24 protein-coding genes are annotated in these 26,996 nt (G+C 56.3%); 12 read left to right on the forward strand and 12 right to left on the reverse strand.

Annotated features, from left to right (window positions below; all coding sequences use genetic code 11):
* Positions 1-78 precede the first annotated feature (78 nt).
* The gene (gene adh, locus ACXJGX_RS11355; protein ID WP_474781673.1) at positions 79-1,602 is read left to right on the forward strand and encodes an aldehyde dehydrogenase; all 1,524 of its coding nucleotides are present in this window, start codon (positions 79-81) and stop codon (positions 1,600-1,602) included.
* A gap of 270 nt (positions 1,603-1,872) precedes the next feature.
* Here the strand turns inward: adh and ygiD are convergent, their stop codons facing one another.
* On the reverse strand, positions 1,873-2,697 hold the full coding sequence (gene ygiD, locus ACXJGX_RS11360; protein WP_474781675.1) for a 4,5-DOPA-extradiol-dioxygenase: 825 nt from the start codon (positions 2,695-2,697) through the stop codon (positions 1,873-1,875).
* A gap of 80 nt (positions 2,698-2,777) precedes the next feature.
* Between ygiD and ACXJGX_RS11365 the strand changes: the two genes are divergently transcribed.
* The 5 genes from ACXJGX_RS11365 to ACXJGX_RS11385 all read left to right on the forward strand — a co-directional run bounded on the left by ACXJGX_RS11365 (position 2,778) and on the right by ACXJGX_RS11385 (position 10,309).
* Positions 2,778-2,951 (forward strand): hypothetical protein, encoded by a 174-nt coding sequence (locus tag ACXJGX_RS11365; RefSeq protein WP_474781677.1) that lies wholly within the window; start codon positions 2,778-2,780, stop codon positions 2,949-2,951.
* 124 nt (positions 2,952-3,075) lie between these two features.
* Positions 3,076-6,399, forward strand: coding sequence for a transglutaminase family protein (locus ACXJGX_RS11370; protein ID WP_474781679.1), 3,324 nt, complete (start codon positions 3,076-3,078; stop codon positions 6,397-6,399).
* A 3-nt stretch (positions 6,400-6,402) separates the two neighbouring features.
* Positions 6,403-8,811 carry a circularly permuted type 2 ATP-grasp protein gene (locus ACXJGX_RS11375; RefSeq protein ID WP_474781681.1) on the forward strand — a complete coding sequence of 803 codons (2,409 nt, stop codon included), beginning with the start codon at positions 6,403-6,405 and terminating at the stop codon, positions 8,809-8,811.
* 3 nt (positions 8,812-8,814) lie between these two features.
* Positions 8,815-9,693 (forward strand): transglutaminase family protein, encoded by an 879-nt coding sequence (locus ACXJGX_RS11380; protein WP_474781683.1) that lies wholly within the window; start codon positions 8,815-8,817, stop codon positions 9,691-9,693.
* A 13-nt stretch (positions 9,694-9,706) separates the two neighbouring features.
* On the forward strand, positions 9,707-10,309 hold the full coding sequence (locus ACXJGX_RS11385) for a VOC family protein (protein ID WP_474781685.1): 603 nt from the start codon (positions 9,707-9,709) through the stop codon (positions 10,307-10,309).
* Between the two features lie 65 nt (positions 10,310-10,374).
* Here ACXJGX_RS11385 and ACXJGX_RS11390 read toward each other — a convergent pair whose 3' ends face one another.
* Positions 10,375-10,929, reverse strand: coding sequence for a pseudouridine synthase (locus tag ACXJGX_RS11390; RefSeq protein WP_474781687.1), 555 nt, complete (start codon positions 10,927-10,929; stop codon positions 10,375-10,377).
* Positions 10,930-11,138: 209 nt separating this feature from the next.
* Between ACXJGX_RS11390 and ACXJGX_RS11395 the strand changes: the two genes are divergently transcribed.
* Positions 11,139-12,419 carry a DUF3422 family protein gene (locus ACXJGX_RS11395; RefSeq protein ID WP_474781689.1) on the forward strand — a complete coding sequence of 427 codons (1,281 nt, stop codon included), beginning with the start codon at positions 11,139-11,141 and terminating at the stop codon, positions 12,417-12,419.
* A gap of 48 nt (positions 12,420-12,467) precedes the next feature.
* Complete coding sequence (locus ACXJGX_RS11400; RefSeq protein WP_474781691.1) at positions 12,468-13,784, forward strand: cytochrome-c peroxidase; 1,317 nt, start codon at positions 12,468-12,470, stop codon at positions 13,782-13,784.
* Here ACXJGX_RS11400 and ACXJGX_RS11405 read toward each other — a convergent pair.
* On the reverse strand, positions 13,781-15,040 hold the full coding sequence (locus ACXJGX_RS11405) for an ROK family transcriptional regulator (protein WP_474781693.1): 1,260 nt from the start codon (positions 15,038-15,040) through the stop codon (positions 13,781-13,783). The two genes, ACXJGX_RS11400 and ACXJGX_RS11405, sit on opposite strands and share 4 nt — an antisense overlap.
* A gap of 196 nt (positions 15,041-15,236) precedes the next feature.
* Here ACXJGX_RS11405 and xylB point away from each other — a divergent pair, with 196 nt between their 5' ends.
* The 4 genes from xylB to ACXJGX_RS11425 all read left to right on the forward strand — a co-directional run bounded on the left by xylB (position 15,237) and on the right by ACXJGX_RS11425 (position 20,206).
* On the forward strand, positions 15,237-16,676 hold the full coding sequence (gene xylB, locus ACXJGX_RS11410; protein WP_474781695.1) for a xylulokinase: 1,440 nt from the start codon (positions 15,237-15,239) through the stop codon (positions 16,674-16,676).
* On the forward strand, positions 16,673-17,974 hold the full coding sequence (gene xylA, locus ACXJGX_RS11415) for a xylose isomerase (RefSeq protein WP_474781697.1): 1,302 nt from the start codon (positions 16,673-16,675) through the stop codon (positions 17,972-17,974). The genes xylB and xylA overlap by 4 nt, the downstream gene beginning before the upstream one ends.
* Positions 17,975-18,053: 79 nt before the next feature.
* Complete coding sequence (locus ACXJGX_RS11420; RefSeq protein ID WP_474781699.1) at positions 18,054-19,004, forward strand: hypothetical protein; 951 nt, start codon at positions 18,054-18,056, stop codon at positions 19,002-19,004.
* On the forward strand, positions 19,001-20,206 hold the full coding sequence (locus tag ACXJGX_RS11425) for a hypothetical protein (protein WP_474781701.1): 1,206 nt from the start codon (positions 19,001-19,003) through the stop codon (positions 20,204-20,206). Before ACXJGX_RS11420 ends, ACXJGX_RS11425 begins: the two co-directional genes overlap by 4 nt.
* A gap of 98 nt (positions 20,207-20,304) precedes the next feature.
* Here the strand turns inward: ACXJGX_RS11425 and ACXJGX_RS11430 are convergent, their stop codons facing one another.
* From ACXJGX_RS11430 to pobA, 9 genes are all read right to left on the reverse strand, one after another.
* On the reverse strand, positions 20,305-20,835 hold the full coding sequence (locus ACXJGX_RS11430; protein WP_474781703.1) for a flavin reductase family protein: 531 nt from the start codon (positions 20,833-20,835) through the stop codon (positions 20,305-20,307).
* Positions 20,836-20,974: 139 nt separating this feature from the next.
* Entirely contained in the window at positions 20,975-21,226 is a 252-nt protein-coding gene (locus tag ACXJGX_RS11435) for a hypothetical protein (protein WP_474781705.1), read from the reverse strand.
* Positions 21,227-21,363: 137 nt separating this feature from the next.
* A complete protein-coding gene (locus ACXJGX_RS11440; RefSeq protein WP_474781707.1) occupies positions 21,364-22,416 on the reverse strand; it encodes a 3-carboxy-cis,cis-muconate cycloisomerase in 1,053 nt (350 codons plus the stop codon).
* Positions 22,413-23,192 carry a 3-oxoadipate enol-lactonase gene (pcaD, locus tag ACXJGX_RS11445; RefSeq protein WP_474781709.1) on the reverse strand — a complete coding sequence of 260 codons (780 nt, stop codon included), beginning with the start codon at positions 23,190-23,192 and terminating at the stop codon, positions 22,413-22,415. Before pcaD ends, ACXJGX_RS11440 begins: the two co-directional genes overlap by 4 nt.
* Positions 23,192-24,025 carry a 3-oxoadipate:acetyl-CoA acetyltransferase gene (locus ACXJGX_RS11450; protein WP_474781711.1) on the reverse strand — a complete coding sequence of 278 codons (834 nt, stop codon included), beginning with the start codon at positions 24,023-24,025 and terminating at the stop codon, positions 23,192-23,194. Before ACXJGX_RS11450 ends, pcaD begins: the two co-directional genes overlap by 1 nt.
* A gap of 7 nt (positions 24,026-24,032) precedes the next feature.
* Positions 24,033-24,632 (reverse strand): protocatechuate 3,4-dioxygenase subunit alpha, encoded by a 600-nt coding sequence (gene pcaG, locus ACXJGX_RS11455; RefSeq protein WP_474781713.1) that lies wholly within the window; start codon positions 24,630-24,632, stop codon positions 24,033-24,035.
* A gap of 2 nt (positions 24,633-24,634) precedes the next feature.
* Positions 24,635-25,357, reverse strand: a complete 723-nt coding sequence (gene pcaH, locus ACXJGX_RS11460) for a protocatechuate 3,4-dioxygenase subunit beta (RefSeq protein ID WP_474781715.1) — start codon at positions 25,355-25,357, stop codon at positions 24,635-24,637.
* Positions 25,354-25,737 (reverse strand): 4-carboxymuconolactone decarboxylase, encoded by a 384-nt coding sequence (pcaC, locus tag ACXJGX_RS11465; protein WP_474781717.1) that lies wholly within the window; start codon positions 25,735-25,737, stop codon positions 25,354-25,356. The genes pcaH and pcaC overlap by 4 nt, the downstream gene beginning before the upstream one ends.
* Before the next feature lie 42 nt (positions 25,738-25,779).
* Positions 25,780-26,949 (reverse strand): 4-hydroxybenzoate 3-monooxygenase, encoded by a 1,170-nt coding sequence (pobA, locus tag ACXJGX_RS11470; protein ID WP_474781719.1) that lies wholly within the window; start codon positions 26,947-26,949, stop codon positions 25,780-25,782.
* Positions 26,950-26,996 lie beyond the last annotated feature (47 nt).

The raw sequence follows: 26,996 nt of genomic DNA on the forward strand, positions 1-26,996 counted from the left end.
ATCGGGACGTCGGCGGCAGCTTCAGGCACACTCAATGCAAGTCCGGAAGGAGAGCCGGATGATCAGGGAGGAAACCTTATGAACGATATGACCAATACCGAGGCAGGCACATATGTGTCGCCGTTCAAGCTGCGCTACGACAATTTTATTGGTGGTGCGTTTGTCCCGCCGGTCAACGGCAAGTATTTTGAAAACGTCACCCCAATTACAGGCGGCATGATCAACGAATGTGCACGGTCTGACGCGGCTGATGTCGAACTGGCGCTTGATGCTGCGCACGCTGCCAAGGTGGCTTGGGGCAAAACATCTGCAACAGAACGCGCCAACATTTTGCTCAAGATTGCGGACCGCATCGAAGAGAACCTCGAACTTCTTGCCACAGCAGAGACATGGGACAACGGCAAACCCATTCGTGAAACGATGGCTGCCGATATTCCGTTGTCTGCGGACCACTTTCGCTACTTTGCGGGTGTTTTACGTGCCCAAGAAGGCAATATGAGCGAGATCGACAACGATACAATCGCGTATCACTACCACGAACCTTTGGGTGTGGTTGGCCAGATCATCCCGTGGAACTTTTCCATTCTGATGGCTGCATGGAAACTGGCGCCTGCGTTGGCGGCGGGTAACTGCATCGTCATGAAACCAGCAGAGCAAACACCGGCAGCGATCATGGTTCTGGCGGAACTCATCAATGATTTGCTGCCAGCAGGGACGCTCAATATCATCAACGGCTTCGGCGCCGAAGTCGGGTCTGCGCTCGCAAGTTCGCCACGGATCGCAAAAATCGCGTTCACCGGTTCGACCGCCACAGGCCGCAAGATCATGGAAGCGGCAACCAAAAACCTGATCCCCGTGACGTTGGAACTGGGGGGCAAGTCGCCCAACATCTTCTTTTCGGACGTGATGGCAAAAGATGATGAATTCTTGGATAAAGCTATCGAAGGTTTTGTGCTGTTTGCATTTAACCAAGGCGAGGTCTGCACCTGCCCAAGCCGCGCATTGATCCAAGAAGACATCTACGAAGAGTTCATCGCCCGTTGTATCGAACGTGTCCAAGCGATCAAGCAAGGCGATCCGCGCGATATCAACACGATGGTCGGCGCGCAGGCCAGCAAGGCCCAGCAAGACAAGATCATGAGCTACCTGACCATCGGCCGCGAAGAAGGTGCGGAAGTGTTGGTTGGCGGCGATGCAGCACGGTTCAACGGCGAATTGGCGGGCGGCAACTATGTCCAACCGACAATCCTGAAAGGCCACAACAAGATGCGGGTCTTCCAAGAGGAAATCTTTGGCCCGGTTGTGTCGGTAACGACCTTCAAAGACGAAGCAGAAGCGCTCGCGATTGCCAATGACACGATGTACGGCCTTGGCGCTGGCGTCTGGTCGCGTGACATGAACACCTGCTACCGCTTTGGCCGCGCGATCGAAGCGGGCCGTGTTTGGGTGAATAACTATCACGCCTATCCGGCACATGCTGCCTTTGGTGGCTATAAGCAGTCGGGCATTGGCCGCGAAAACCACAAAATGATGTTGGATCACTACCAGCAGACCAAGAACCTTTTGGTCAGCTATAACCCCAACAAACTTGGCTTCTTTTAAGAAACGAAAACAGATGTCCCCGCCTTTTCAGGCGGGGACATCGTGCTGACGTCATAGACCTATGTCGTCAATACCGATAGCCGCGCCCGTCGCGATCGCCCGGTGTGCCGCAGTTCCGGTTTAAACTCCCCAGACTTTTTGCAAATCTGATACCGTCCGGATCACGCCCCGACTGATGAACGGTGTAGCGGCAGGTTGATTTTTGATGCCGCGGGCTGGCGGATAACGTTCATGGGCGTCACCCTTGCATCCGATCATCCAGTTGATGCCTCAGGCCTGATGATACACAAATGACCGCATCGAAACAGATCCAAGCGCAATCGTGTCGGTCATAAACGTGAGTGTATCCCGTCTGTCTGACGCACCGGCGACGGTCAGCGCCGGAAGGTAGTGATCGACAGCGGGGTGCGCCATGCGAAGTAACGCGCCGAGGCTGTTTTGATCCGCCAACGCCGCGTGATCGCGCTGTGAAAGGCGATCGGCAAACAATGCATCAAATTCGAGCGCAAAGTCCTGTGGTTGGCCATCAAATTGCATCGCCCCGAGATTATGCACGACATTACCAGACCCGAGGATCAGCACGCCGCGTTCACGCAAACTGGAAATCGCTGCGCCAATTTCAAGCTGATGCGCAAGCCCTGCGGTCATATCTATGGAAATCTGGAAAACCGGTACGTTTGCATCTGGATATAGACGTTTCAGGATTGACCATGCACCATGGTCTAAACCCCATGTATCATCTTCTTGCGCACGATGGCTGCCCAGCAGGGCCACGACGTCGCGGGCCAGGTCCGGTGCGCCCGCCGCAGGGTATTGCTGCGCAAACAGTGCGTCAGGAAAACCGCCAAAGTCATGAATGGTGCGCGGCAGCTTTGAGACATCGACCAAGGTCGTCCCGCGTGTCATCCAATGTGCAGAAACAACCAGAATGGCTGCGGGATGGGGCAGGCTGCGCCCCAAATCGGCCCACGCGCGGCTATAGGTATTGTCTTCGATGGCGTTCATCGGGCTTCCATGGCCCAGAAAGACAACCGGCATCCGGTCACTCGGTTTGAAACGGTCGCGCAAGTGACGCAAGGCAAGGGTGATACTCATTCGGGGTCCTTCACGTCTTGTGATGATGTTGATTCAGGGCGCGTTGTTCACCAATAAAGTGGCGATTGTGCAGGTATTCAATGGACGTTTTATTCGAAATGGCGCTGTCACCGATCATAGGGCGCGTTTGGGACACCCGGTCTGCGCGACATTGCCTGCCGACCCGTGCCTGCGAAAATATCCAGCTTGCACCTTCTATCCCGACGCGTGTCAGCGGCCCGAAAGATATGCGCGCCGGTGGATTTTGGCGCTGATGCTGTGTGGAGTGCTGAAATATTGTGATCTGTGGCATTCCGTGACGGCCTTGCGGCGCATTTCCGCGATGGTGCTTGCTGCGCCGCAGAAATGCTCACATAGTTGTGTGAGGAGTACCCATATATGTCAATTACCGCCAGCATCTACCATCTGACCCACTATAAATATGACCGACCGGTCACTTTGGGGCCGCAGACGATCCGGTTACGACCCGCGCCGCACTCCCGCACACGCGTGATTTCATATGCGCTCAAGGTGTCGCCAGAGGGCCATTTTGTGAACCACCAGCAAGATCCCTATGGGAATTGGCTGGCCCGGTTTGTGTTCCCGGAACCCGTACGGGAATTCAAAATCGAGGTAGATCTGGTTGCTGACATGTCGGTGTACAATCCGTTCGACTTTTTCGTCGAAGACAGCGCATCAAAGTTTCCGTTCGATTACCATGGCGATTTTGCCGATGACCTTAAGATTTACCAGGTCACGGAACCTGTCGGCCCTTTGCTGGCTGGTTATCTGAAAACGATTCCGCGCGATCCAATGGTGACGGTCGATTTTCTGGTGATGCTGAACAGCCGGCTGGCCGGCGACATCAATTACGAGATTCGGATGCAACCGGGTGTGCAATCTGCGGAAACGACCTTGGGTCGCGCATCCGGGTCGTGCCGGGATTCAAGTTGGCTGTTGGTGCAAATCTTGCGCAACCTCGGATTGGCCGCGCGGTTTGTGTCGGGCTACCTGATCCAGCTAAAGCCCGATCTGGTCGCCCTTGATGGTCCTGCGGGCACCGATCATGATTTCACCGATCTGCATGCCTGGGTCGAAGTGTACTTGCCGGGTGCGGGTTGGGTCGGGCTTGACCCGACATCGGGTTTGCTGGCGGGTGAAAGCCACGTACCTTTGGCGGCCACCCCGCATTACCGCACGGCGGCACCAATTTCTGGTGTGGCCTCTGCGGCGGACGTGACATTTTCGTTTGATATGCAGGTCACGCGCACTGCGGAACATCCACGGATTACCAAGCCGTTTTCAGATTCCGCATGGGATGCGCTGAATAAACTGGGTCACGATGTTGATCACCGTTTGGCCAAAGGCGACGTGCGTCTAACCATGGGCGGCGAGCCGACATTTGTGTCGATAGACGATTTTGAAAGCCCAGAGTGGAACTCTGATGCCGTGGGCCCGACCAAGCGTACCTTGGCCGATCAGATGATCCGCCGCTTGCGTGAAAAATTCGCGTCAGGCGGTTTGCTGCACTATGGACAAGGCAAATGGTATCCGGGTGAAACCTTGCCGCGCTGGACGTTTTCGCTGTTTTGGCGCAAAGACGGGAAACCGATCTGGCATAATCCAGACCTGTTGGCGCGCGAAGATACCGTCGAAGACGTCGGTCCCGAAGACGCGCAAGCGCTGCTGACACATATCGCTGCTGCGCTTGACGTACCCCGCGACAACGTGCTGCCGGCGTTCGAAGATCCCGCAGAGTGGATTATCAAAGAAGCCCGGTTGCCGGAAAACGTCACGCCCGATAATTCTAAACTCAAAGACCCCGAGGAACGCGCACGCATCGCGAAAGTGTTTGAACGCGGCCTCAGCACACCCTCTGGGTATGTTCTGCCTGTGCAGCGGTGGCAAAGCAAAGCGTCAAGCCGCTGGTTGTCCGAAGTGTGGAATTTGCGGCGCGGAAAACTGTATCTGGTCGGCGGCGACAGCCCTGTTGGCTACCGTCTGCCGCTTGGATCGCTGCCGCATATCCCCGAAGGCAGCTATCCCTTTGTGATGCCGCAAGACCCAAGCGTGGCGCGTGTCCCGCTTGCTGACCCGCAGGTGCCTGAAGTCGCGCAACCGCGACCGCAAGCCATCGCCAGTCGCGTGGATACGCCTGCGGGTCAGGACCGCGTTGAGCAAACGTTGTCTGATCTGGACGGGCGTGTGCGCACTGCAATTTCTGTAGAACCGCGCGATGGACGGCTTTGCGTGTTTCTGCCGCCCGTCGAGATGCTTGAGGATTATCTGGAGTTGATCGCAGCAGTCGAGGCTGCGGCAAAAGCGACAGGTCGGAAAGTCATCATCGAAGGTTACAGCCCGCCCCATGATCCGCGGATCGACGTGATCCGTGTGGCCCCCGATCCCGGTGTGCTTGAGGTAAATATTCATCCCGCAGCGTCGTGGGATGAATGTGTGCACACAACACAAACCGTCTATGAAGAAGCACGGCAATGCCGTTTGGGCGCTGACAAGTTTATGATCGACGGGCGTCACACCGGCACGGGTGGCGGAAACCATGTTGTTGTTGGCGGCGCGTCCCCGATTGATAGCCCGTTCTTGCGCCGTCCCGATCTTTTGAAAAGCCTGATCTTGTTCTGGCAGCGCCATCCAAGTCTGTCATATTTGTTTGCGGGAATTTTCGTGGGCCCCACCAGCCAGGCCCCCCGTATCGACGAGGCGCGCCATGATGGTCTTTACGAGCTTGAGATCGCGCTGGATCAAATCTGGCCACCTACGATCGACACTCCGCCGCCACCTTGGCTTACAGATCGTTTGCTGCGTAACGCCTTGACCGATGTGACCGGCAATACCCATCGCACCGAAATCTGCATCGATAAACTGTTCTCGCCCGATGGGCCAACCGGGCGGTTGGGATTGGTCGAATTTCGCGGTTTTGAAATGCCACCGAATCCGCGCATGAGCCTTGCACAGCAGGTGTTGCTTCGCGCGATTATCGTCCGGTGCTGGGAAAACCCGATAAGCGGCAACCTTACGCGGTGGGGTACGGCGCTGCACGACCGCTTTATGTTGCCTGCGTTCATCTGGGAGGATTTCTTGGATGTGGTCGGTGACTTGCGCGCCCACGATTTGGTCATCGATCCCGTCTGGTTCGAAGCACAGGCCGAGTTCCGCTTTCCGTTCTGCGGTGAAGTGACTTATGAAGGGGTGACGCTGGAATTGCGGCAGGCGCTGGAACCTTGGCATGTGATGGGCGAAACGGGCGCCATTGGCGGCACGGTACGCTATACAGACAGTTCGACCGAACGCTTGCAGGTCAAATTGTCCGGTGCGAATCCCGAACGGTATATCGTGACGGCGAACACGCGCGTGGTGCCTTTGACGGCAACGGCAAAAACAGGTGAAATTGTTGGCGCTGTCCGCTATAAGGCATGGAAACCAGCGATGTCACTGCATCCTGTGTTGGAGGTTGATGTGCCGTTAACGTTTGATATCTATGATACCTGGACGGGGCGGTCGTTAGGCGGCTGCCGCTATCATGTGGCACATCCGGGCGGGCGTAACTTTGACACATTCCCTGTGAACGGCAACGAGGCCGAGGCACGCCGCCTTAGTCGATTTGAATCGATTGGCCATTCCACAGGGGCATTCGAACCAGCGTCAGAACGACCACATCCGGAGTTTCCTATGACCCTTGATCTGCGTCGGCGGCCCGGCCTGTAAACCATGCAAGCTGCGCAGCCCACATCATCACCTTCGGCGCGGGCCGATTTGCTGGCGTCTTACCGTCGGCAAAAAGGTGTGTCTGACGAAATGTTTGACGCGCAGGGGGTGTTGAAACCGGTCTGGTCCACATTTATCGATCATATCAGCAAACTGGGGCCAGAGAATTTGTCCAGCCGGTTTGCGCGCGGCGACCAATATTTACGTGACGCGGGCATTTTGTACCGACAATACGATGAAACGCTGTCGTCGGAACGCGAATGGCCGCTGAGCCACATTCCGGTCATTCTGGAAGAGGACGAGTGGGCGCAGATTTCTGCGGGATTGATCGAACGCGCCGATTTGTTGGAATATGTGCTGCGCGACGTCTATGGCGACAACCAGTTGGTCAGCAGCGGCCAACTTCCCGCGACCTTACTCAGCCAGAACCCGGCCTGGTTGCGCCCCATGGTGGGGGTGAAGCCCGCAAATGACTATTTTTTAAACTCTATTTCGTTTGAAATCGGGCGCGGCCCCGATGGCAAATGGTGGGTCATTAGTGACGTGGTCGAGGCACCTTCGACGGTCGGATTTGCGATCGAAAATCGCATGGCAATGACCCGCGTTTTCCCCAACTTTTTTGCGCATGCAAATGTTCATCGGTTGGCCGGTTTTTTTCAGACGTTTCAACAAAACCTGTTTGATATGAAGGGGAAAGCGGACGGTGAAATCGCGTTGATGTCGCCGGGCCCGATGAACCAGAACTACGCAGAGCACGCTTATATTGCGCGTTATCTGGGGTTGTTGCTCGTCGAAGGCGAGGATTTGATCGTGCTGAATGGGCGCGTCATGGTGCGCACCGTCGCGGGACCAAAGCCCATTAGCCTGCTGTGGAACCGCGTGACCGGTGCAATGAGCGACCCACTGGAGTTGGATCCGACGTCGATGCTGGGGACCCCGGGTTTACTCGATGCGCTGCGCCGTCAGTCGCTTAAAACCTTGAATGCGGTTGGGGCAGGGGTGTTGGAAACCCGTGCTTTGATGGCGTTTCTGCCAAAAATTGCGCGTGCGCACTTGGGGCACAAGTTGATGATGCCGAATATCGCCACTTGGTGGTGCGGCCACGATGCTGAACGCAAACATGTGTTGGAAAACCGCGACCGCATGATGGTTGGGTCAGCGTTTTCGACGGTTCCTTTGGTCGCCGATCCCGCCACCAACGTGTTCACATCTGCGTTCAATGCGACCCATGCAGACGCACTTGCGGATATGTTGCGCACGTCTGGCCGCGAACTGGTGGGCCAAGAGGCCATCACATTATCCACCACACCAGTGTGTGAAGACGGTAAGCTGGTTGCGCGCCCGATGTGTATTCGCATTTTCATGGGGCGTACGCGTCATGGCTGGAAGGTCATGCCGGGGGGCTACGCGCGGGTCAGTGCAGGTGCTGACGCCAAAGCGTTTGCGATGCAGCGCGGCGGCCGTGTTGCGGATGTTTGGGTGGTCAGTCCAAAACCCGTGCAACAGCCCAGCCTTTTGACCTCGGAACGGGATGTCGCGCAGCGTGATCTTAGCTCTAGCACCCTGCCCAGCAGGGCTGCTGATAACCTGTTCTGGCTTGGTCGGTATGTGGAGCGATCAGAACTTAATATGCGCCTTGTGCGCGCCTATTATGCACGCATTGTTGATGGCGCCGCGCATGATACACCGCTTTTGTGCTATATGCGCAAAGGCCTGATGGGGCATGTCGACGACGATATTGGTGCGATGTCCAGGCTTTATGCTGATCCTTTGCTTTACGGGCTTCATGCGGCGTCGCGGATCAATGACCGGTTTTCCACCGACGGGATGATGGCGCTGCGTGCGCTGGTTGACCAAACGCGCATCTTGGACGGCAAAAGCCTGACATCTGATGACATTCCGCGCGAAGTGAGCGTTCTTTTACGCGGGATTACCGGATTTTCAGGACTGGTGCATGAAAACATGTATCGCTCTGACGGCTGGCGGTTCCTAAGCCTCGGGTTGTCTCTCGAGAGGGCTGCGAATATGTGTAACCTATTGGCGATATTGACAAAGGCTGATGCGCCCGAAGGCGCGTTGGATTTGGCATTGGAAATCGGTGACAGTGTGATCACGCATCGCGCCCGCTACGCGATTGTGGCGCAGGCAAATTCAGTCATCGACCTGCTTGGACCTGACGACAGAAATCCGCGTGCCATCCGCTATCATATTACCCGTGCGCGCGAACATATCGCCGAGCTACCCGGCCACGCGTCAGGTCACAACCTGACCGACGCGGCGCGCCAATCCCTGATACTTGAGACGCAACTGGCCACAACCCGCCCCGAAGACTTTACGCCGGCTGTCTTTCGGCAGATCCAAAAGGACATCTGGAGACTCTCGGATGCGCTGAATGACAAGCATTTGGTTTAGGGTATGATTTACGATGTTCGTCTGAATATCAGTCATCGTTATGCGAATGCCGCTGGGAATGGTCGGCATATTGTCCGCGTTGTCCCCAAGCATATCCCGGGTCGCCAAAATGTGCTGGCGAGCCTCGTGTCAACCACACCTGATCCGCAAGAGCGGGTTGACGGGATCGACTTTTTTGCAAATGTCACAACAACGCTAAGCCATGTTGAACCCCATGCCGAAATGGTGATCAACATGGCGGCCCGCGTCCAGTTATCGCAACCGCTGGCATGGCTTGATGTGTCCCCGGCGATCACAGACCTGCAACGGCAGTTTGCGAATTGTCGGGACATCGGGCCGCGTTCGCCGGTGCATTTTGTGGGCCCGTCACCACGCCTGATCGCGCATGATCAAATTACATCCTTCGCCAATAATTTGTCGGACCCTGACAAATCTGTGGCTGAAAATGTCATTCGTATTGGCAAGGCGATATATGACACCATGACCTTCGACGCGAAAGCGACGACCGTGGATACGCCCCCCTACGAAGCTTTTGCAAACAAGCGCGGCGTCTGTCAGGACTTTAGCCATATTATGATCCTTGCGCTGCGGGCGCTGGGCATTCCCGCTGGATACGTCAGCGGGTATCTGCGGACGCTGCCCCCCGAAGGCGGCGTGCGTCTGGAAGGTGCGGACGCCATGCACGCATGGGTATGTGCATGGTGCGGAACCGGGCAGGGCTGGATCGAATACGATCCAACAAATGCGAAAATGGTCGGAACGGATCATATTGTTGTAGGCTACGGGCGTGACTATGGTGATGTCTCCCCTGTGATCGGGCATCTGCGTTCGTCTGGCAGCCAAGTTAATGATCAGTCAGTCGACGTTGTTAGCGTCGGATAAGAAGGAAAATCATGTGATTCCAGTGCTTTGTCTTGCGGACCCGCGTGCCGGATGTGTTCATCTTCAAACCTATTTCGGGTTTCAACCGGATGGCAATGGTGTGATGGCCTTTGGCGATGCCCGTATCCTTGTTGTTGCCGTTGGCGACACACCAGATGGTTTCATTCCGCTGTCTCTTGACCATGTAGCGTTTAACGTGGCCAGCGTTGATGATTGTGCGTCAAAAATTGCGGATCAGGGCGGCGTTTTAGATGTGCGGTTCACCCCTGACGGGCCACGCGACATTTCAGAATTTTGGACCAATGGCGTACGCTTTGTGTTTTTCCAAGGCCCTGAAGGATGCGCATTTGAATTTTGTGCAAAGAACGATCCTGACACCGATCGCCGCGACGGTCATAGCCACTTCGCGATCCGCACCAAAGAATGGCAGTCCGCAAAATCCTACCTGCTCGGTCTGGGGGCAACGCCGGTCGCGTCACATACGCTTGCGGGGCAACCGCAGCCGGTGCATGTGGAATTTATGCAACGCGGTGATACGGTGTTTGAAATTTTTGACGAGGCGCCGATTGATGCTCTGGCAGACGGGGTTGGCTGGGTCGGCCTGGTTGATTGCTAACAAACCTGCGGGCTGCGGCAGTGTGTGTGTATAGACGCGCGTGTCAGATCCACTGACGGCATCTTTTAAGCGGTCTTGAACACATCTCGCCACTGCCCGATGGGCAGGTCATCCAATGTCCAGTCTCCGACGCGCCAACGCACCAATCGCAAAGTCGGAAACCCGATATGCGCAGTCATCCGGCGCACCTGTCGATTGCGGCCTTCACTTATTGTAATTTCGATCCACGTATCCGGCACCGATTTGCGATATCGCACGGGCGGGTCACGATCCCAAATCACGGGCGGTGCGATCACGCGCACCTTTGCCGGCCGTGTTGGTCCGTCGTTCAGGATGACGCCATCGCGCAGCGGTTGCAGATCGCTATCGCCGGGCGCGCCTTCGACTTGCGCATAGTAAGTTTTGGTCAGCTTGTGTTTGGGATCGGCGATCTTGGCTTGCAATTTCCCGTCGTCAGTCAAGACCAACAGACCTTCGCTGTCGCGATCCAACCGACCCGCCGGATAGACTTTGGGCACGTCAATATAGGCCGACAAGGTTGGCCGCGGCGAGGGACTGCGCGCATCGGTGAATTGCGACAGCACATCAAAGGGTTTGTTAAAAAGGATCACACGCGTCATGCGCTGTGCGTAGCGCGTGAACTGTCATGCCGTCCATGCTGATTTTCATAAATTTAAAACGATGCGCTTGTGAGTTGGGCCAAATATGGCAGGCATCACATAGCTGGTATACCGTTGTGTGCATGTAACCAATTGCAATATAACGGTTTTTCTTTACATCTGCGCAAAAATCGTTAGCCTGAATGAACTGTCCCGCCAGAGGCTATTCTATGACACCTATTATCGACCATCCGCTACGCAACGATATGGCCAACGAACTGCACGCGCGGCCGTTTCCCACGATCAAGGCGCCGGGGCGCGCGGCCTATCTGGCACTCAAGCCCGCGCAGAACGCAGCAACGCGTGATCGCGCAGCCGAAATGGCGCATTTGGTTGATCTGTTGAACCGGTTTGACGCGCCATTGCCCGATGCGCAGGCCACCCATTATTTTGGTCAAATCGGTCCTCATCAGTTGAAATGGGAAAGCCATACCGAATTTGTGACCTATACAATCCTAGCAGACGGGGTGGCCGAAACGCCGTTTGATGTCGCGACATTTGATGTTTTCCCGCAAGATTGGCTTGCGGCAGCGCCGGGCGCGCGCGTCACATCAGCCCTTATCAGGGTAGAGGTCGCCGAAAATGATCAAGAGATCATCGAGAAAGCAAAAGCATGGTTCGTGCCAGAAAGTCTGGCTATCAGCAGTGTGCTTGATGATGATCTGGTGATCGCAGGCGATTTTCGCATTGATGCGGCTGGCCATATGCGGTTCGCGGTTTTTGCGCGTCCGCATGTCGGAAAGCGTCGCGTGGGTCGTGTTGTGCAGCGCCTGTGCGAAATCGAAACCTATAAGGCGATGTCGATGCTGGGACTGCTGCGCGCCCGCGCGCTTGCGCCACAAATGTCGATGATTGACAGTACGTTGTCTGACCTGCTCGAGGATATGCGCGGCTCCACCTCGGACCCTGCTGCGCAACTCCAGTCGTTGTTGGATGTTTCAGCAGAGCTTGAAAACATCATCGCAAAAACCGCATTTCGTTTCGGTGCGACAGGGGCTTACGAGACGATCGTCAATCAGCGGATCAGCATTTTGCGCGAAGTGCGGTTTGCCGGACGGCAGACCTTTGGCGAATTCATGATGCGGCGGTTCGATCCGGCGATGCGGACCGTGAAGTCAACGCAAACGCGCCTGCAAGCCCTCTCTGACAGGGCGTTGCGGGCCGGGGATATGCTGCGGACACGTGTGGATGTCGAACGGTCCGCCCAAAATCAGGCGCTGTTGACCAGCATGGACAAACGATCTGATCTACAGCTTCGGTTGCAACACACCGTCGAAGGGTTGTCGGTTGTCGCGATCAGCTATTACGCGCTGAACCTCGCGCTTTATATGCTTGGGCCGGTGCAATACGCGATGGATATCAGCAAAACAACGCTGGCTGCCGTTGCGACTCCCCTTGTTGTTTTGCTCGTCTGGGCATCACTGCGGCGTATTCGCAAACATATGGAATAGCGTGCCAATGTAAGCCGTGGTAATCCTGCCCCAAAGTGGGGAGGCTTTATGACTTATTTACGCGTGATCATTCTTTTGGGTCTGTCGGGAACCGCGCAGGCGCAAGATTTGCCGCCAGCTATTACGGACGCCGACTATGCGCCGGTGCGTATGGAAGAGGTCATTTTAGGCCAGCAGCTATTCTATGATCCGATATTGTCGGGCAACAAAGAGGTGGCGTGTGCCACCTGTCACCATCCCGCGTTTGGCACAGGTGACGGGCTGTCACTGGGGCTGGGTGATGGCGGGCGCGGTTTGGGAACGCAGCGCGTTGCGGATCCGGACAACATGCCGGAACAACGCATTCCCCGCAACGCGCCCGCGCTTTTCAATCTTGGCGCACATGAATTTACCCGCCTGTTTCATGATGGCCGGATCGAGGTAGACCCGGATCGGCCCGGCGGCCTACGCACGCCACTGGACGCAGATATGGTCGCTGGATTTGCGTCGCTGCTGTCAGCGCAGACAATGTTTCCGGTTCTGAGCGGTGATGAAATGGCCGGGCATTTTTCCGAAAACGATGTGGCGCAGGCTGTGCGGCAGGGGGTGCTGACAGGGCCGGGCGGGGCATGGGATATTATCGCGCGCCGGGTTTCCGGTATTCCCGCCTATGCACAACAGTTCGCCGCAGCCTATGACGATATCGAGACGGCGGACCAAATATCCTTTACCGACATCTCCAACGCGATTGCGGCTTTTATGGAATTCGAATGGCGTTCAGATACGTCGCTATTTGATGCCGTGTTGCGGGGTGAGGCGACACTGTCCGAACCTGCGCTGAGGGGTATGTCCTTGTTTTATGGTGATGCGGGATGTGCGCAGTGCCACAGCGGCGCGTTCCTGACAGACCAACAGTTTCACGCGATGGGTGTGCCGCAAATCGGGCCGGGTAAAGCTGCAAAGTTTGAAAACCACGCCCGCGACGAAGGCAGGTTTCGCGTGACAGGTGATCCTGCCGATATGTACGCGTTCCGCACACCCAGCTTGCGTAACGTCGCCCTGACCGCGCCTTATGGTCACGACGGCGCGTACAGCGATTTACGCGCCTTTGTGACAGCGCATTTGGACCCGGTTCGCCATCTGGACGGGTATCAGATGACGCAATCCACCCTGCCTGATTTGCCGGTGGATGATGGGCGCAGCTTGGTTGAAGACACGGCGGCAATTGCGCAGGCTGTCACGATGGCACCAGTTGTGCTGAACGAAAAAGACATTTCTGACCTGCTGGCATTTCTGGACACACTGACCGACCCGATCGCGCAAAAGGGCCGGTTGGGTGTGCCTGATGTGGTGCCAAGCGGGCTGACCGTGCCGCAATTGCGCTAGCTGATCGCGGCGATGGCCGTATCTGTGACCGCAGTAAGTGCGAGCGCGGTCGCACCACGCGCCCAGACCAAGTCGCCCCAGGCGTGGGTTTCGACCTGACACGGGGAACGCCCGTCGTTCAGCGTCAGATGGTGCATTTCTTCCAACACCTCTTGGGCATACAGATAGTCGTATTGCATCCTCTCGCCAGAGATGATGATCAGGGCGGGATCAAAGAGCTGAATCACATTCGCCAGCCCGACAGACAAATACCGGCCCGCGCGGCGAAAAATCATCTGGGCGGCGGTGTTGCCTGATTTGGCTTGCGTGAACAGGTCATCAAGCAGGGCGTTCGGGCTTTGGTGTTCTTGGGGTAGATGGTGCAGGGCGGTGGCCGCTTCACGCGCCAGCGCATAGTCCGCAAGATATGCCTCAAGGCAGCCGCGCTGGCCACAGCGGCACAATGCGCCATCCAGTTGCACTTTGGTATGGCCTAATTCCAACCCCATCCCGCGCGCGCCACGATACAGCCGATTGTCGATCACAAGGCCCATACCAACACCATGTTCAATCGTGACGACAGCAAAATCTGTCTTTGATCGTCCCGCGCCAAACCACAGTTCGGCCAAGGTCAACATGTTGGCGTCATTGTCCAGATACAGTGGCATGCCAAATTTTGCTTGAAATGCAGCGGCAAAATCGACGTCTCGGGTGGCCAGTAACGGCGACCAAGGGACAGTACCAGATTGATGGTCGACGATTCCGGAAAGGCCAATGCCGACGGCGGCGATTTCAGCGGCTGATTTGCCAGCAGCGGTCATAAGCTGATCCATCAGATCGGCGACTTCTGTCAAAATGACATCCAGCGACTTTGGTTGCGACGGCGTGTGCAGCGTTGCGTCCGCAAGTGTATTTCCCGCAAAATCCGTCAGCACCGCAGAGTGGGTGTCATCGGACAGCTTGATCCCGATCACGTGGTGACGTTCGGGCACAACCTCAAGCGCGACAGCAGGCCGACCCCGCCCGGTTTCGCGAGGCAGTCCCGCAACTTCGCGCAACAGACCCGCTGCAATCAAGTCGCCGGTCAGGGTTGTCGCCGACCCTGCGCTAACCCCAAGCGCGCGGATCACGTCTGTGCGCGTCGCCCGTCCTGCTGCGCGCACATGTTCGAAAATCTGTTGGCGCAAGGTTTTCGGCGACGATGCGCCCTGAGGCAGCAGCGGGCCACATCCCGCAGGCAAAGCTGAGTCGTCACCGGTCGGCAGATTGGCTAACATAAGTTCATCACCTGAATTATATACGGGCCATATGACCCCGTCATGACGGGATTGTCAAAGATTGACGTGTCTTTGGCGTGAATTTTGGCCGATGTTGTGGTTTTTTAATTCGACAGCTGAATTTAATTTGACAAGTAAGGGCCCGACCGCCAAAACACCCGTGCCAAACAACGCAACGATCGGGGAGGGACGCTGTATGTATATCGGATTGGATCTGGGGACGTCGGGCCTGAAGGCGGTTTTGATCGATGATACGCAAACCATCCTCGCAGAGGCAACCGCGCCGCTAGAGGCGGTGCGCCCTGAACCCGGTTGGTCTGAACAGGCCCCTGCCACATGGCTGGATGCGGCAGACGCGGCGATCCGTGCGCTGAAAAGTCAAATATCGTTGGACGCAGTGCGTGGCATTGGCCTATCGGGGCAAATGCACGGCGCAACGCTGTTAGATGCCAATGACGAAGTCCTGCGCCCCTGTATTTTGTGGAACGACACCCGGTCCGCCGTCGAAGCGGCAGAGCTGGACGCCAATCCCCGCTTTCGGGCGCTGACCGGAAATATCGTGTTCCCGGGTTTTACGGCCCCGAAATTGGTCTGGGTCGCGCGGCACGAACCCGAGACCTTCGCCAAGGTCAAACGCGTCCTGCTTCCCAAAGATTATCTGCGGCTTTGGCTGACAGGCGAGGCGGTTGCCGAAATGTCCGACGCGGCCGGAACAAGCTGGTTGGATGTCGCCAAACGTGATTGGTCGGATGAATTGTTGGCGGCGACTGGTCTGTCACGCGAACATATGCCCCGCCTTGTCGAAGGTTCCGACGTTTCTGGTAGGTTGCGCGCAGAACTTGCGACGCGCTGGGGGCTGCCCGCAGGTGTTGTGGTTGCGGGCGGCGGCGGTGATAACGCGGCCAGCGCTGTGGGTGTGGGTGTGGTCAAGGCAGGCGATGCATTCGTATCGCTCGGCACATCAGGTGTGTTATTCGCAGCCTCGGATGCGTATCAACCGGACGCTGCGACTGCTGTTCACACGTTTTGCCATGCGCTCCCCGGGACGTGGCACCAGATGGGCGTGATCTTGGCGGCAGCTGACGCGCTGAACTGGTTCGCAAAATCAGTTGGCCAACCGGCGACAAAGTTGACCGCAGGTTTGGGTGCGCTTCAGGCATGTGGGCAGACATTATTCCTGCCGTATCTGGGCGGCGAACGTACGCCCCATAACGATGCAAAGATACGCGGTGCCTTCCTGCATCTGGATCACGCAACGGATCAGGCCGCGATGACCCGCGCCGTTCTGGAAGGCGTGACCCATGCCATCCGCGACAACTATGACGCGCTGACGTCCACCGGCACGCAGATCAAACGTTTGATCGCCGTTGGTGGTGGATCAAAATCCGACTACTGGGTGCAGGCGATTGCGACCAGCCTTGGCATTCCTGTCGAATTGCCGGTTTCCGGTGACTTTGGCGGGGCGTTCGGCGCTGCCCGCCTTGGTCTTATGGCTGCGACCGGCGCTGGCGTCGAAATCGCCACGATTCCGCAGATCGCCCGCACAATTGAACCCGACCTTGCATTGACTGACAGCTTTGCACAGGCCCACTCCCGCTACCGCGCCAGCTATGACGCATTGAAAGGATTGAAATGACTGATTTCTTCAAAGGCATCCCCGCCATAAAATACGAAGGTCCGAACACGGACAATGAATTCGCTTTCCGTCACTACAACCCCGATGAGGTTGTGATGGGCAAGCCGATGAAAGATCACCTGCGGTTTGCAGCGGCTTATTGGCATTCATTTGCCTGGCCGGGTGGTGATCCATTTGGCGGTCAGACGTTTGACCGCCCGTGGTTCGGTGACACCATGGATGCTGCCAAGCTGAAGGCTGACGTGGCGTTCGAGATGTTCCAGATCCTGAACGTGCCCTATTTCTGTTTCCATGACGCCGACGTGCGCCCCGAAGGGAACAGCTTTGCTGAGAACACGAAGAACCTCGAAGAAATCGTTGATTACTTTGCGGAAAAAATGGATGCGACTGGCGTGAAGCTGCTGTGGGGAACCGCAAACCTGTTCTCGCATCGCCGGTTTATGTCGGGTGCCGCGACAAACCCTGATCCAGATGTTTTTGCGTTCTCGGCTGCGACTATCAAAACCTGCATGGACGCGACCATGAAGCTGGGTGGCGAAAACTATGTGCTGTGGGGCGGCCGTGAAGGCTACGAAACCTTGCTGAACACCGACATGGGCCGTGAACGCCAGCAGGCGGGCCGGATGTTGCAGATGGTTGTCGATTACAAACACAAAATGGGTTTTAAGGGTGCGATCCTGATCGAGCCAAAACCACAAGAGCCAACCAAGCACCAGTATGACTATGATGTTGCCACCGTTTATGGCTTCCTCAAGGATTTTGGCCTTGAAGGCGAAGTGAAAATGAACATCGAGCAGGGCCATGCGATTTTGGCAGGACACTCGTTTGAACATGAATTGGCCGTCGCACGCGAGCTGGGCATTTTCGGTTCCATCGACATGAACCGCAACGATTACCAGTCCGGCTGGGACACCGACCAATTCCCGAATAACGTGCCTGAAATGGCATTGGCATATTACGAAGTTCTGCGGGCAGGTGGGTTCACAACCGGCGGCACGAACTTTGACGCAAAACTACGCCGTCAGTCGCTGGATGCCGAGGATCTGATCCTTGGTCATGTCGGCGGGATGGATGCCTGTGCGTCTGGTCTGAAAGCCGCAGCCGCAATGCTGGAAGACGGCAAGCTAGAGGCCGCACGCAACGAACGTTACGCCGGGTGGGACACCGATGCCGGCAAAGGGTTGTTGAACAGCGACCTCGACAGCATCACTGCCAAGGTGAAAGCCGAAAACACCAACCCGGAACCGCGTTCCGGCCGCCAGGAACGTCTGGAAAATCTGGTCAATCGCTACCTCTAAGGGGGCATTGGAAAATCTGGCGCTTGCCCCTGTGGGGCAGGCTGCCTAACCTGTGTATCACAGCCACAGGTTTCGCCTCTTGATCAGCACTTTATTCAAAACCATCGGACGGAATTATCTGGACGTGACCCTTCGGTCTGGTCCTGATCTGCACGTGCGCATCATCGAACGTCCCGGACTGTGGATGGATGACGGCGCGTTGGCCGCGTTGTCACAGGATTTGCGCACGATCGCCGCGCGTACGCTGGACGCAGGCAGTCTGACATATGGCGTTTTCTCTGGCGATGCCGCGCGAATGAAACAGGTGATCATCACACTTGTGCGCCGTGCGGATGGGACGCCCATTGCATTCAACGCGCTGGCCGTGATGCATTTGGACACCAAACCAGCCCCGACCGAAGTACTGCATCTTGGCCTTGTTATGGTCGATCCAGATGAACGGTCGAAAAACCTGTCTTGGGTACTTTACGGGCTGACGTGTTTTCTTATTTTCTTCCGCCGTCAGTTCCGGCCAGTCTGGATATCGAACGTCACACAAGTCCCTGCCGTCGTCGGCATGGTGTCGCAGATGTTTTCAGGTGTTTGGCCGCAGCCCGATGGTGGACGGCGCACGTTGAACCATCTGTTGCTTGGACGTCAAATCATGGCGCAGCACCGGGATGTCTTTGGCGTGGGTCCAGAGGCAGGGTTCGATGAAGACCGTTTTGTTATTACAGATGCCTATACCGGCGGGTCGGATGATTTGAAAAAGACATGGGAAACCGCGCCCAAGCATCGCGACGAACGGTTCAACACCTATTGTGCTGCACAGTTGAATTACGACCGTGGGGATGACCTGCTTCAGCTGGGAGAAATGGATCTGGCGGCGATGCGTGGTTATTTGCGCCGCGAGGTTCCAAAGTCGGCGGTGATCGGTCTGATCCTGGCGGGTGGTTTGGTGGCGTTGCGCCGGGTGATCTTGCCTGCGGTTCACTGGGCCGACAGCACGCGCAGTTGGTCCATCTTGCGCCCGCATGGGGGCGATACATGATCAGTGATCCTGCGGGACTGATCGAACTTTGCATGTCTTTGGCTGCTTTGCTGGGACTGCTGGCGCTTCACGTATTTTTGCGGCGACGCAAAGGATGGGACCCGATCAGTCGCCGCGTTTTGTTTTGCGTGCGGATTACAATGCTGCTGTTCATGGGGCGGGTTCTGGTCATGCTAACAGGCTGGAGCCTGTTTCGCATTCCGATCCTGGTGGGTGCTGCGCTCATTCCTTTGGCGGCTTTGCTGCTGACCGAAGCCCTTCTGCGGCGTCATGCGCCCCCATTTGTAAAGCAGATCATTGGCTGGGGTACGTTCGTGTTTTTGATCAGTGCGCTTTCGTTCACGGGCGCGATTGATCCATACCGACTGTATGCACTGATGGCTTTTCAGATCATCGGGTTTGGTTTGTCGGGTTGGATGATCTTGCGGCGCGATCGCAGTAGCCTGTCAGCACAAGAGAATATCACCGTGACCCGTCTTGGGCTATCGCTTTTGGTTTTTATTCCCTTATCGACAAGCGATTTTTTGATGGCAGTGCTGGGGCTACCCATTCAGTTTTCGGCCTTGGGTGTGTTGATCTTGTGCTGGTTGGTGATGGGCTTGGGCCGGACACAACTGGGCCATGGCGTTGTCATGGTGAATTTCGCAGTGATGGTTTCTGCGGCACTTTTGGTGGGCGTCCTGATCGGGGAAGTCGCGCAAATGGACGGCGAAGGAGTGTTGCTTAGCGTTGCAACAGTGATGACTGCACTGTTTTTGGTGGCAATCCTGAACGACGCAAGGGCCCTGCGCACCGAAGAACAAAGCCTTGGCCTGATGCGGTATCTCGCCGAGGCGACGACAACCGACCCGATTGCGTTTTTGCGTGGTTTACGTTCGCATCCGATGGTGGAAGGGGCGGCGATGATCAGCGCGCGCAGCCTCGACGGGCTACAAGAAGAGACGTTGCAGCATATATTTGAGGTCGCGCCAGTGCTTCGCCGCGCCGCGCCGCCAAAGTTGGGTGATCTGGCCGACGATCATATTGCCTATCTGTTTGATCGCTACAGTGCGACGCATGTGATCCTTGCATCCGATGCCCCGCGCGTTTTGATTGCGCTGTCGATGCCGTCATTGAACGCGTCGCCGATGGCCGAGCTTGAGTTGCAAGTTGTGCAACGCATGTCGGCGCTGATGTCGATAAACCGCGCACCCAAGCTGTGACAGATTTTTGTGGCGGGCCACCCCGCAGCACCTGTCGGCGGATGGGGTGGGGGCGGATTTACTGTCGGACACGATGGTGGTTTTTCGCGGGCATCAGTTCACCCCGCGACCGGATTGAACTGTCCGTAAACGCCATTCGCAAAAACCAAGGGTGTGACGCCGGTATGGTGCGCGCGGATCACGCGGCCCACGACAATGACATGATCACCCGCATCGTGACTGGCTGACAGTGTACATTCGAAATGCGCAACTGTCGCATCGACCGCGCCAGTGGATTGCAAGTCGCGGACAGCATGTTTTGATGCGATCACCGCCGCACACAGATCGCGTTGCGCAGCACCAAGAACGTGAATGGTGAACTGTGGCGCGCTGGCAAAGTCGGCAAACCGCGCAGATTTTTTGGCAGGTGACCACAAAACAAGCGGCGGATCCAGCGATACCGACGCAAAGCTGTTCGCGATAATCCCGACCGGGCCACTGGGCGTTTGGGTGGTGACAAGCGTCACGCCGGTCACAAAACTGCCCAATGCGCTGCGAAAACCGATCGGGTCATTGGCGGGATCAAATCCACTGCCTTCGCCCTGTGCCATCAGTGAAAGATCGGAATTAGAAGGGATGGCGGGGATCATTTGCACTCGGTCCTTTAGCCTCGCAAGATATTTGCCAGCTTACGAAGCACATGTAGGGCGCGATGGCACGTAGGGCAAACGCGCGTGCAAAAAATGTACCCCTTCTTTGCAGGAAGGGGCACACGGGACTTCACATTTCTTAGTTGTTCGCGCTTGCCGTTGTGAGTGTCACACAATCTTTGCCTTCGCAGGTGGCAAGATTTACAGGAACATGCAGCGTCCCAACCGTCGTGACCAGGATATACGCATTGTCGCTGAAACCAGCAAATTCGCCGCTGATGGTTACGCCCTGATTTTCAAAGGTCAGCGCCATTTCATCTGCGGTTGCGGCCGCCGGGAAAAGTGCCGCTGCCGTGAACATTGCGCACATCGTCGTTTTAAAAGCTGTCATTTTTTACCACCAAACTCGTTACATTACACTTGTGGCATGTCTCCTAGATGGATAAGCGATCTAGGTCAATTTTGCTAATTATGTAAGTGTGTTTTGTTTATTTTGAAAATAAATGGGCGTCGCATCCCGCACAGTTCTCACGTTCCGATGCGCGAGATATGGGAAAACATCGCGATTGCGGCGGACAGGCTGCGCGCTGTTGCCTGCGCCATTTGCGGCAAAACCATCCATTCAAGCGCCCAAGCGGTGCCCGACCGTTCTTGTTCATGGATGATGGCGTGATGCATCGCCGACAGTTGGGTCGCGTTAAAACGCCCAAGTGTGACCAACAGTTCGGCCTGAATCGGGTTTTGCTTGTGCGGCATCGCCGACGATTTGCCGCCGCTCTGCATGGCGATTTCGTCGATGCCTTGCTGCGCCATCAGGCAAATGTCTTGTCCGATCTTGCCAAGCGTTCCGGTTATCAAAGACAGCAGGTTGGCATAGTCGGCCAAATTTTCACGCATGGCATGCCATGCCTTGGGCGGGTTGCCTAGGCCAAGGCGGGCGGCCATGTCGGCAGCGATTTCATCGGCAAAAGGTGCCAATGCGGCACGGTCGCCGACGGCGCCACCAAGCTGAAGCCGGGTGACCTGCGGGCCCAGCCGTTCAAGTCGCGCCAGATGCCCGGTCAGAGGCTGCGACCATGTGTCAATCCGGTCGGACACGGTAATGGGCAGGGCCGCTTGCATCCGCGTGCGCCCCATCAAAGATGCCGTCCCATATTGTTGACGCATATTTTCAAGTGCGCTGATTATCGCATCAAGGCGTTCGCCTAAAATCACGTTGAAATCGCGTAACGTAAGCGCAAGCGCGGTATCAATCACATCCTGAGATGTTGCACCTGTGTGAACGGCTTTGGCGTTGTCACCGACGGCATGTCGCAGTTGAGTGACCAGCGCAGGAACCGGCAGCCCGTCACGCGCGGTGCCGTCGCGCAAATCGTTTATGTCAGGTACAAAATGTGCGATTTGTTGCGCGACAGTGTCAGCAGTTTCGGCCGTGATCACACCGCTTTGCCCTAGCGCCTGTGTCAAAGCCACCTCAAACGCCAACATATGCCCCAGCTGGCTGCTGGGTGACCAAATACCGCTGGCCTCGGCGTCACCGAATAACCCGCCTAACCAGGGATGATCAAAGACGCCTATCATCGTAACCTTTTTTGCATGTTGCTGATCGCGTCTGCTACCACATCTGGCGCCTCAATGCACGGAAGATGCCCGCAACCGCTGATGCTTTGATAATGCGAACCGTCTATCAGTTGCGATAGCGCGAAAACAACATCAGGTGGTGTTGCTTGATCTTCGCTTCCGGCGATGCAGTGGGTCAAACAGGTGATTTGCGCGGTCGGCACAGTGTAATCAGTGTCGCGAATTGCTGCGCAAACGCCCGCATATCCGTTTTGCGGCGTGCGCGTCAGCATATTGCGATAACCTGCAACGCTTGCGGGGTTTCCGGCGCGAAAACCAGATGAAAACCATCTTTCCAAAATGGAATCGGCCATGCCCGAGATACCGTCTTGTGTGACCGCCGAAATGCGCGCATCCCAACTGGCGGCGTCACCGATTTTCGCGCCTGTGCAGCACAGCACCAGCCCGGCGACAAGCTGTGGGTAGGATGACGCAACCCCCTGAGCAATCAGCCCGCCGACCGACACACCACACACAACGGCAGGTTCAAGGTCCAAGTGACAGATCAAGGCAGCGACATCGCTGATCAGCAGATCCATCGTGATCGGTCCATCATCGCTCAGCCCGTGGCCGCGTTTGTCGAGACACAAGATTGGCGTGCCTTCGCCAATCAAGTCACTGACCGCGTCCCATATGCGAAAATCTGTTCCCAATGAATTCAGAAAAACCACAGGTGTGCCGGATCCTGCACGATACCGATAGTGCAGGGTCACATCATTGAGGGTGACAAACGCCATCAGGCAACCCTGCGCAAACCAAGGATTTCGCGGGCTTGCTGCCATGTGGCCACAGGCCGTTCGTATTTATCGCAAAGGTCAACGGCACGCTGGACCAGTGCGGCATTGGACGGTGCAAGCGTGTCACGATCAAGCCGCACATTGTCTTCCAATCCTGTGCGGGTGTGTCCGCCTTTGGATATGGCCCATTCGTTAATGATGATCTGCGCGGGGCCGATCCCTGCCGCACACCATTGTGCATCGGGTGCCAGACGATTGAGCGTTTCAATGTAGAAATCGAAGATACGTTCGTCCGCAGGCATGGCGTTTTTGACGCCCATGACAAATTGCACATATAACGGCGACTTCAGTCGCCCGTCGGCAGCCATGCGGGTGGCTTGCACGATATGACCCAAATCAAAGGCTTCGATTTCAGGTTTAACGTCATGGGCGATCATTTGCGATGCCAGCCAATCCACCAGATCGGGGCTGTTTTCATAGACCCGTGTTGGGAAATTGTTCGATCCGACCGACAGTGATGCCATATCGGGCGATAAGGGCAGCATGCCACCACGATCACGGCCCGCACCTGACCGGCCGCCCGTCGAAAGCTGGACAATCATGCCCTTGCAATGTTTTTCCAGCCCTTCTTTGAGGCGCGCAAAACGATCTGGATCCGAAGTCGGCTTGCCGTTGTCGTCGCGGACATGACAATGCGCAATGGCGGCACCCGCCTCAAACGCCGCATGGGCGCTTTCGATCTGCTCGGTAATCGTGATTGGAACTGCCGGGTTGTCGTTCTTGGTGGGCACTGACCCTGTGATGGCCACGCAGATAATACAAGGTTTGGTCATGTCAGCCTCAGACGTCTAAAAATACGGTTTCGCCATAGCCTTGCAGACGAATGTCGAATGTGTAGGTGTCGCCGTCGCCCACCGCAATCAGCGTGGCGCGGCGGTGGGGTGGATCGATCAGGGTCAAGACCGGGTCTGTGGCGTTCAACGCGGCTTCGTCAGCAAAATACATCCGTGTGTTCAGCCCAACATTGATCCCGCGCGCGACAAGCCAGAGGTTTAAGTGAGGGGCCATTTCCCGCCCGTCCGCCCCTGCAACTGCGCCCGGTTTGATGGTGTCGAACGCAAAAACGCCGGTCGCGAAATCGGGTGCCACGCGTCCCCACCCGCGAAACCCGTCTTCGACAGCGCCCGTTCCGGGGTAGATACCATCGGCATTGGCTTGCCAGACTTCGATCAGCACGTCTTTGACAGGCGCGCCGTTGCCATCCGTGACGGTGCCTGTCACCCTAATTTTTCGACCCCTTGCGTTGGGGCCAATGATGTCGTGGCCTAATTCGTGGGGATAGATATCAAAACCGGCGGCGCCCGGTGCAAGCCCGATATGAACGTAGGGACCGGCGGTTTGCGACGCGGATTCTTTGAGGTTGTTCAACGATTGCACCATAGTCAATTCCCCTCGGGCCGGTTTTCAAAAAACGTTGAACGATGCCCGCGCAGGACAATGTCGAATTTGTACGCAATGCTATCAAGCGGCACGCTGGCATTCAGGTCAAGAGCGGCCACCAGTTGATCAATCGCGCGCTGGTCAGGGATGCCATTGACGATCGGGCATTTCGCAATCAGCGGATCACCTTCAAAATACATTTGCGTGATCAGGCGCTGGGCAAAGGCGGTCCCGAATACCGAAAAGTGAATATGGGCGGGACGCCAGCTGTTGACCCAATTGCGCCAAGGGTAGGCCCCCGGTTTCACGGTCCGAAATACATATGCGCCGTTTTCATCGGTCAGCGTTCGCCCGCACCCCCCAAAGTTAGGATCGATCGGTGCAAGGTATGTATCCATTTTGTGCCGATACCGCCCGCCCGCGTTTGCTTGCCAGATCTCGACCAGTGTATTGGGAACGGGGCGCCCGTTTTCGTCTAGAACACGCCCGTGCAAGACGATGCGTTCACCAATCGGGTCTCCTGTCTTGGCGTAGTTGCGGATCAGATCATTATCGACCGCCTGAATGTCGCTATGCCCGAATGTGGGTCCGCTCACTTCGCTTGCGGTGCTTTGCAGCGACAAAAGCGCATTTTTCGGAGACCGCGTTACGCTCGTCTTGTAGTTCGGGGTTAGGGCCGGGGGATGCCATTCACGATCACGCTGAATGAGGGTGCGGGTGGTCATTGGGTATCCTCTTCCATCTCTGCAAAGGTTTGTTTTGCAAGTTTGATTGCGTGGTTTGCCGCAGGTACGCCAGCATAGATAGCCACGTGCTGAAATGCTTCTATCACGTCTTGTTTGCTGGCACCCGTGCGGGCTGTGGCACGAATATGCATCGGGATTTCTTCAAAATTCTTTGTCGCAGCCAACAGCGCTAGCGTAATCATCGATCGTTCGCGCAGGCTGATGGCATCAGACGCCCAGACGTTGCCCCACGCACTTTCGGTAATCAGCGTCTGGAACGCGGTGTCAAAGTCTGTTTTTGCGGCTTCGGCACGATCGACATGGGCGTGGCCCAAAACTGCCCTGCGAACGGCCATACCCTTTTCAAAGCGGTCAGGCATTTCGGGTCTCCGGTTGCTTGGGTTCAGGAATGCGAACAGCCATCAGTAGGGCAGGCCGACATAGTTTTCGGCCATCGCCTTTTGTGCGGCACTGTTGGACCGTAAGAATTCCAGTTCAGCGACCTGCATCTTGAGGTCGAATGTTGACTGATCGGGAAAGCGGTGCATCAGCGACGAGAACCACCAGCTGAAACGTTCCGCCTTCCAGACACGGCGCAGCGCCTTTTCTGAATACTGATCAATGCCGTCACTGCTGTCATTTTCGTAAAAATCACGCAGACCATGGTATAGATAGTAGACATCTGATGCGGCTGTATTCAGCCCCTTTGCACCTGTGGGCGGCACGATATGGGCGGCATCGCCACACAAAAACAGGCGCCCCCAGCGCATCGGCTCTGTGACGAACGACCGAAGCGGTGCGATGGATTTTTCGATTGACGGGCCGGTGACAAGGTTTTGCGCCTGATCTGCGGGGATGCGGCGTTTCAGTTCCTGCCAGAACGCGTCATCTGTCCAATCTTCAGGTTTATCGCTGAGCGAACATTGGATGTAATACCGGCTGAGGTGTTCGTTGCGCATCGAGCAAAGCGCAAAGCCACGCGGGGAATTGGCGTAGATAAGTTCGTGATTCACCGGCGGTGTTTCTGACAAGATACCAAGCCAGCCAAAAGGGTACACTTTTTCGTACTCGCGCCGCACGTCCAACGGGATGGTTTGACGGCTAACCCCGTGAAACCCATCACAACCCGCCACAAAATCACAGTCGATCCGCCGTTGTTCGCCGTCGACCGTGTAGGTCACGAAAGGCGTGTCGGTCGATGCCCCGTTAATCACCACGTTTTCCACGTTGAATTCGATTTTGCCGCCTGATTTTTCGCGCGCGGCATACAGATCGCGGGTTACTTCGGTTTGACCATAAACAATCACTGGCGTCCCGGTATGTTCCGTAAAGTCGAGGCGAAACATTTCATCCCCGTATGAAATCAGTGTGCCATCATGCACGTAGCCTTCGGCGTGCAGGCGCTGGGCACAGCCAGCTTCCTCTAACAGCTTTACAAGACCCTGTTCCAAGACCCCCGCACGAATGCGGCCCAGAACATACTCTTTTGTTTTCCGCTCAAGAACGACGCTTTCTATTCCGCGGGTATGCAGCAATTGCGACAACAAGAGGCCGGACGGGCCGCCACCAATAATAGCTACTTGCGTTTTCATATCACATTCCTCCCGCTTTGAGCGGGATATTGACATGTTGAAGATGA

Source organism: Yoonia sp. SWMV100 (assembly GCF_056108365.1).

Excerpts from the sequence above, each read along its gene's own strand:
- ACXJGX_RS11395 (WP_474781689.1), top strand. The coding sequence starts at position 11,139 with ATGACACCTATTATCGACCATCCGCTACGCAACGATATGGCCAACGAA.
- ACXJGX_RS11375 (WP_474781681.1), top strand. The coding sequence starts at position 6,403 with ATGCAAGCTGCGCAGCCCACATCATCACCTTCGGCGCGGGCCGATTTG.
- ACXJGX_RS11430 (WP_474781703.1), bottom strand. The coding sequence starts at position 20,835 with ATGATCCCCGCCATCCCTTCTAATTCCGATCTTTCACTGATGGCACAG.
- xylA (WP_474781697.1), top strand. The coding sequence starts at position 16,673 with ATGACTGATTTCTTCAAAGGCATCCCCGCCATAAAATACGAAGGTCCG.
- pcaD (WP_474781709.1), bottom strand. The coding sequence starts at position 23,192 with ATGGCGTTTGTCACCCTCAATGATGTGACCCTGCACTATCGGTATCGT.
- pcaC (WP_474781717.1), bottom strand. The coding sequence starts at position 25,737 with ATGCCTGACCGCTTTGAAAAGGGTATGGCCGTTCGCAGGGCAGTTTTG.
- ygiD (WP_474781675.1), bottom strand. The coding sequence starts at position 2,697 with ATGAGTATCACCCTTGCCTTGCGTCACTTGCGCGACCGTTTCAAACCG.
- ACXJGX_RS11440 (WP_474781707.1), bottom strand. The coding sequence starts at position 22,416 with ATGATAGGCGTCTTTGATCATCCCTGGTTAGGCGGGTTATTCGGTGAC.
- ACXJGX_RS11390 (WP_474781687.1), bottom strand. The coding sequence starts at position 10,929 with ATGACGCGTGTGATCCTTTTTAACAAACCCTTTGATGTGCTGTCGCAA.
- pcaH (WP_474781715.1), bottom strand. The coding sequence starts at position 25,357 with ATGACCACCCGCACCCTCATTCAGCGTGATCGTGAATGGCATCCCCCG.
- ACXJGX_RS11405 (WP_474781693.1), bottom strand. The coding sequence starts at position 15,040 with ATGTTAGCCAATCTGCCGACCGGTGACGACTCAGCTTTGCCTGCGGGA.
- ACXJGX_RS11425 (WP_474781701.1), top strand. The coding sequence starts at position 19,001 with ATGATCAGTGATCCTGCGGGACTGATCGAACTTTGCATGTCTTTGGCT.
- ACXJGX_RS11370 (WP_474781679.1), top strand. The coding sequence starts at position 3,076 with ATGTCAATTACCGCCAGCATCTACCATCTGACCCACTATAAATATGAC.
- pcaG (WP_474781713.1), bottom strand. The coding sequence starts at position 24,632 with ATGGTGCAATCGTTGAACAACCTCAAAGAATCCGCGTCGCAAACCGCC.
- adh (WP_474781673.1), top strand. The coding sequence starts at position 79 with ATGAACGATATGACCAATACCGAGGCAGGCACATATGTGTCGCCGTTC.
- ACXJGX_RS11435 (WP_474781705.1), bottom strand. The coding sequence starts at position 21,226 with ATGACAGCTTTTAAAACGACGATGTGCGCAATGTTCACGGCAGCGGCA.
- ACXJGX_RS11365 (WP_474781677.1), top strand. The coding sequence starts at position 2,778 with ATGGACGTTTTATTCGAAATGGCGCTGTCACCGATCATAGGGCGCGTT.
- ACXJGX_RS11400 (WP_474781691.1), top strand. The coding sequence starts at position 12,468 with ATGACTTATTTACGCGTGATCATTCTTTTGGGTCTGTCGGGAACCGCG.
- xylB (WP_474781695.1), top strand. The coding sequence starts at position 15,237 with ATGTATATCGGATTGGATCTGGGGACGTCGGGCCTGAAGGCGGTTTTG.
- ACXJGX_RS11380 (WP_474781683.1), top strand. The coding sequence starts at position 8,815 with ATGATTTACGATGTTCGTCTGAATATCAGTCATCGTTATGCGAATGCC.
- ACXJGX_RS11450 (WP_474781711.1), bottom strand. The coding sequence starts at position 24,025 with ATGACCAAACCTTGTATTATCTGCGTGGCCATCACAGGGTCAGTGCCC.
- pobA (WP_474781719.1), bottom strand. The coding sequence starts at position 26,949 with ATGAAAACGCAAGTAGCTATTATTGGTGGCGGCCCGTCCGGCCTCTTG.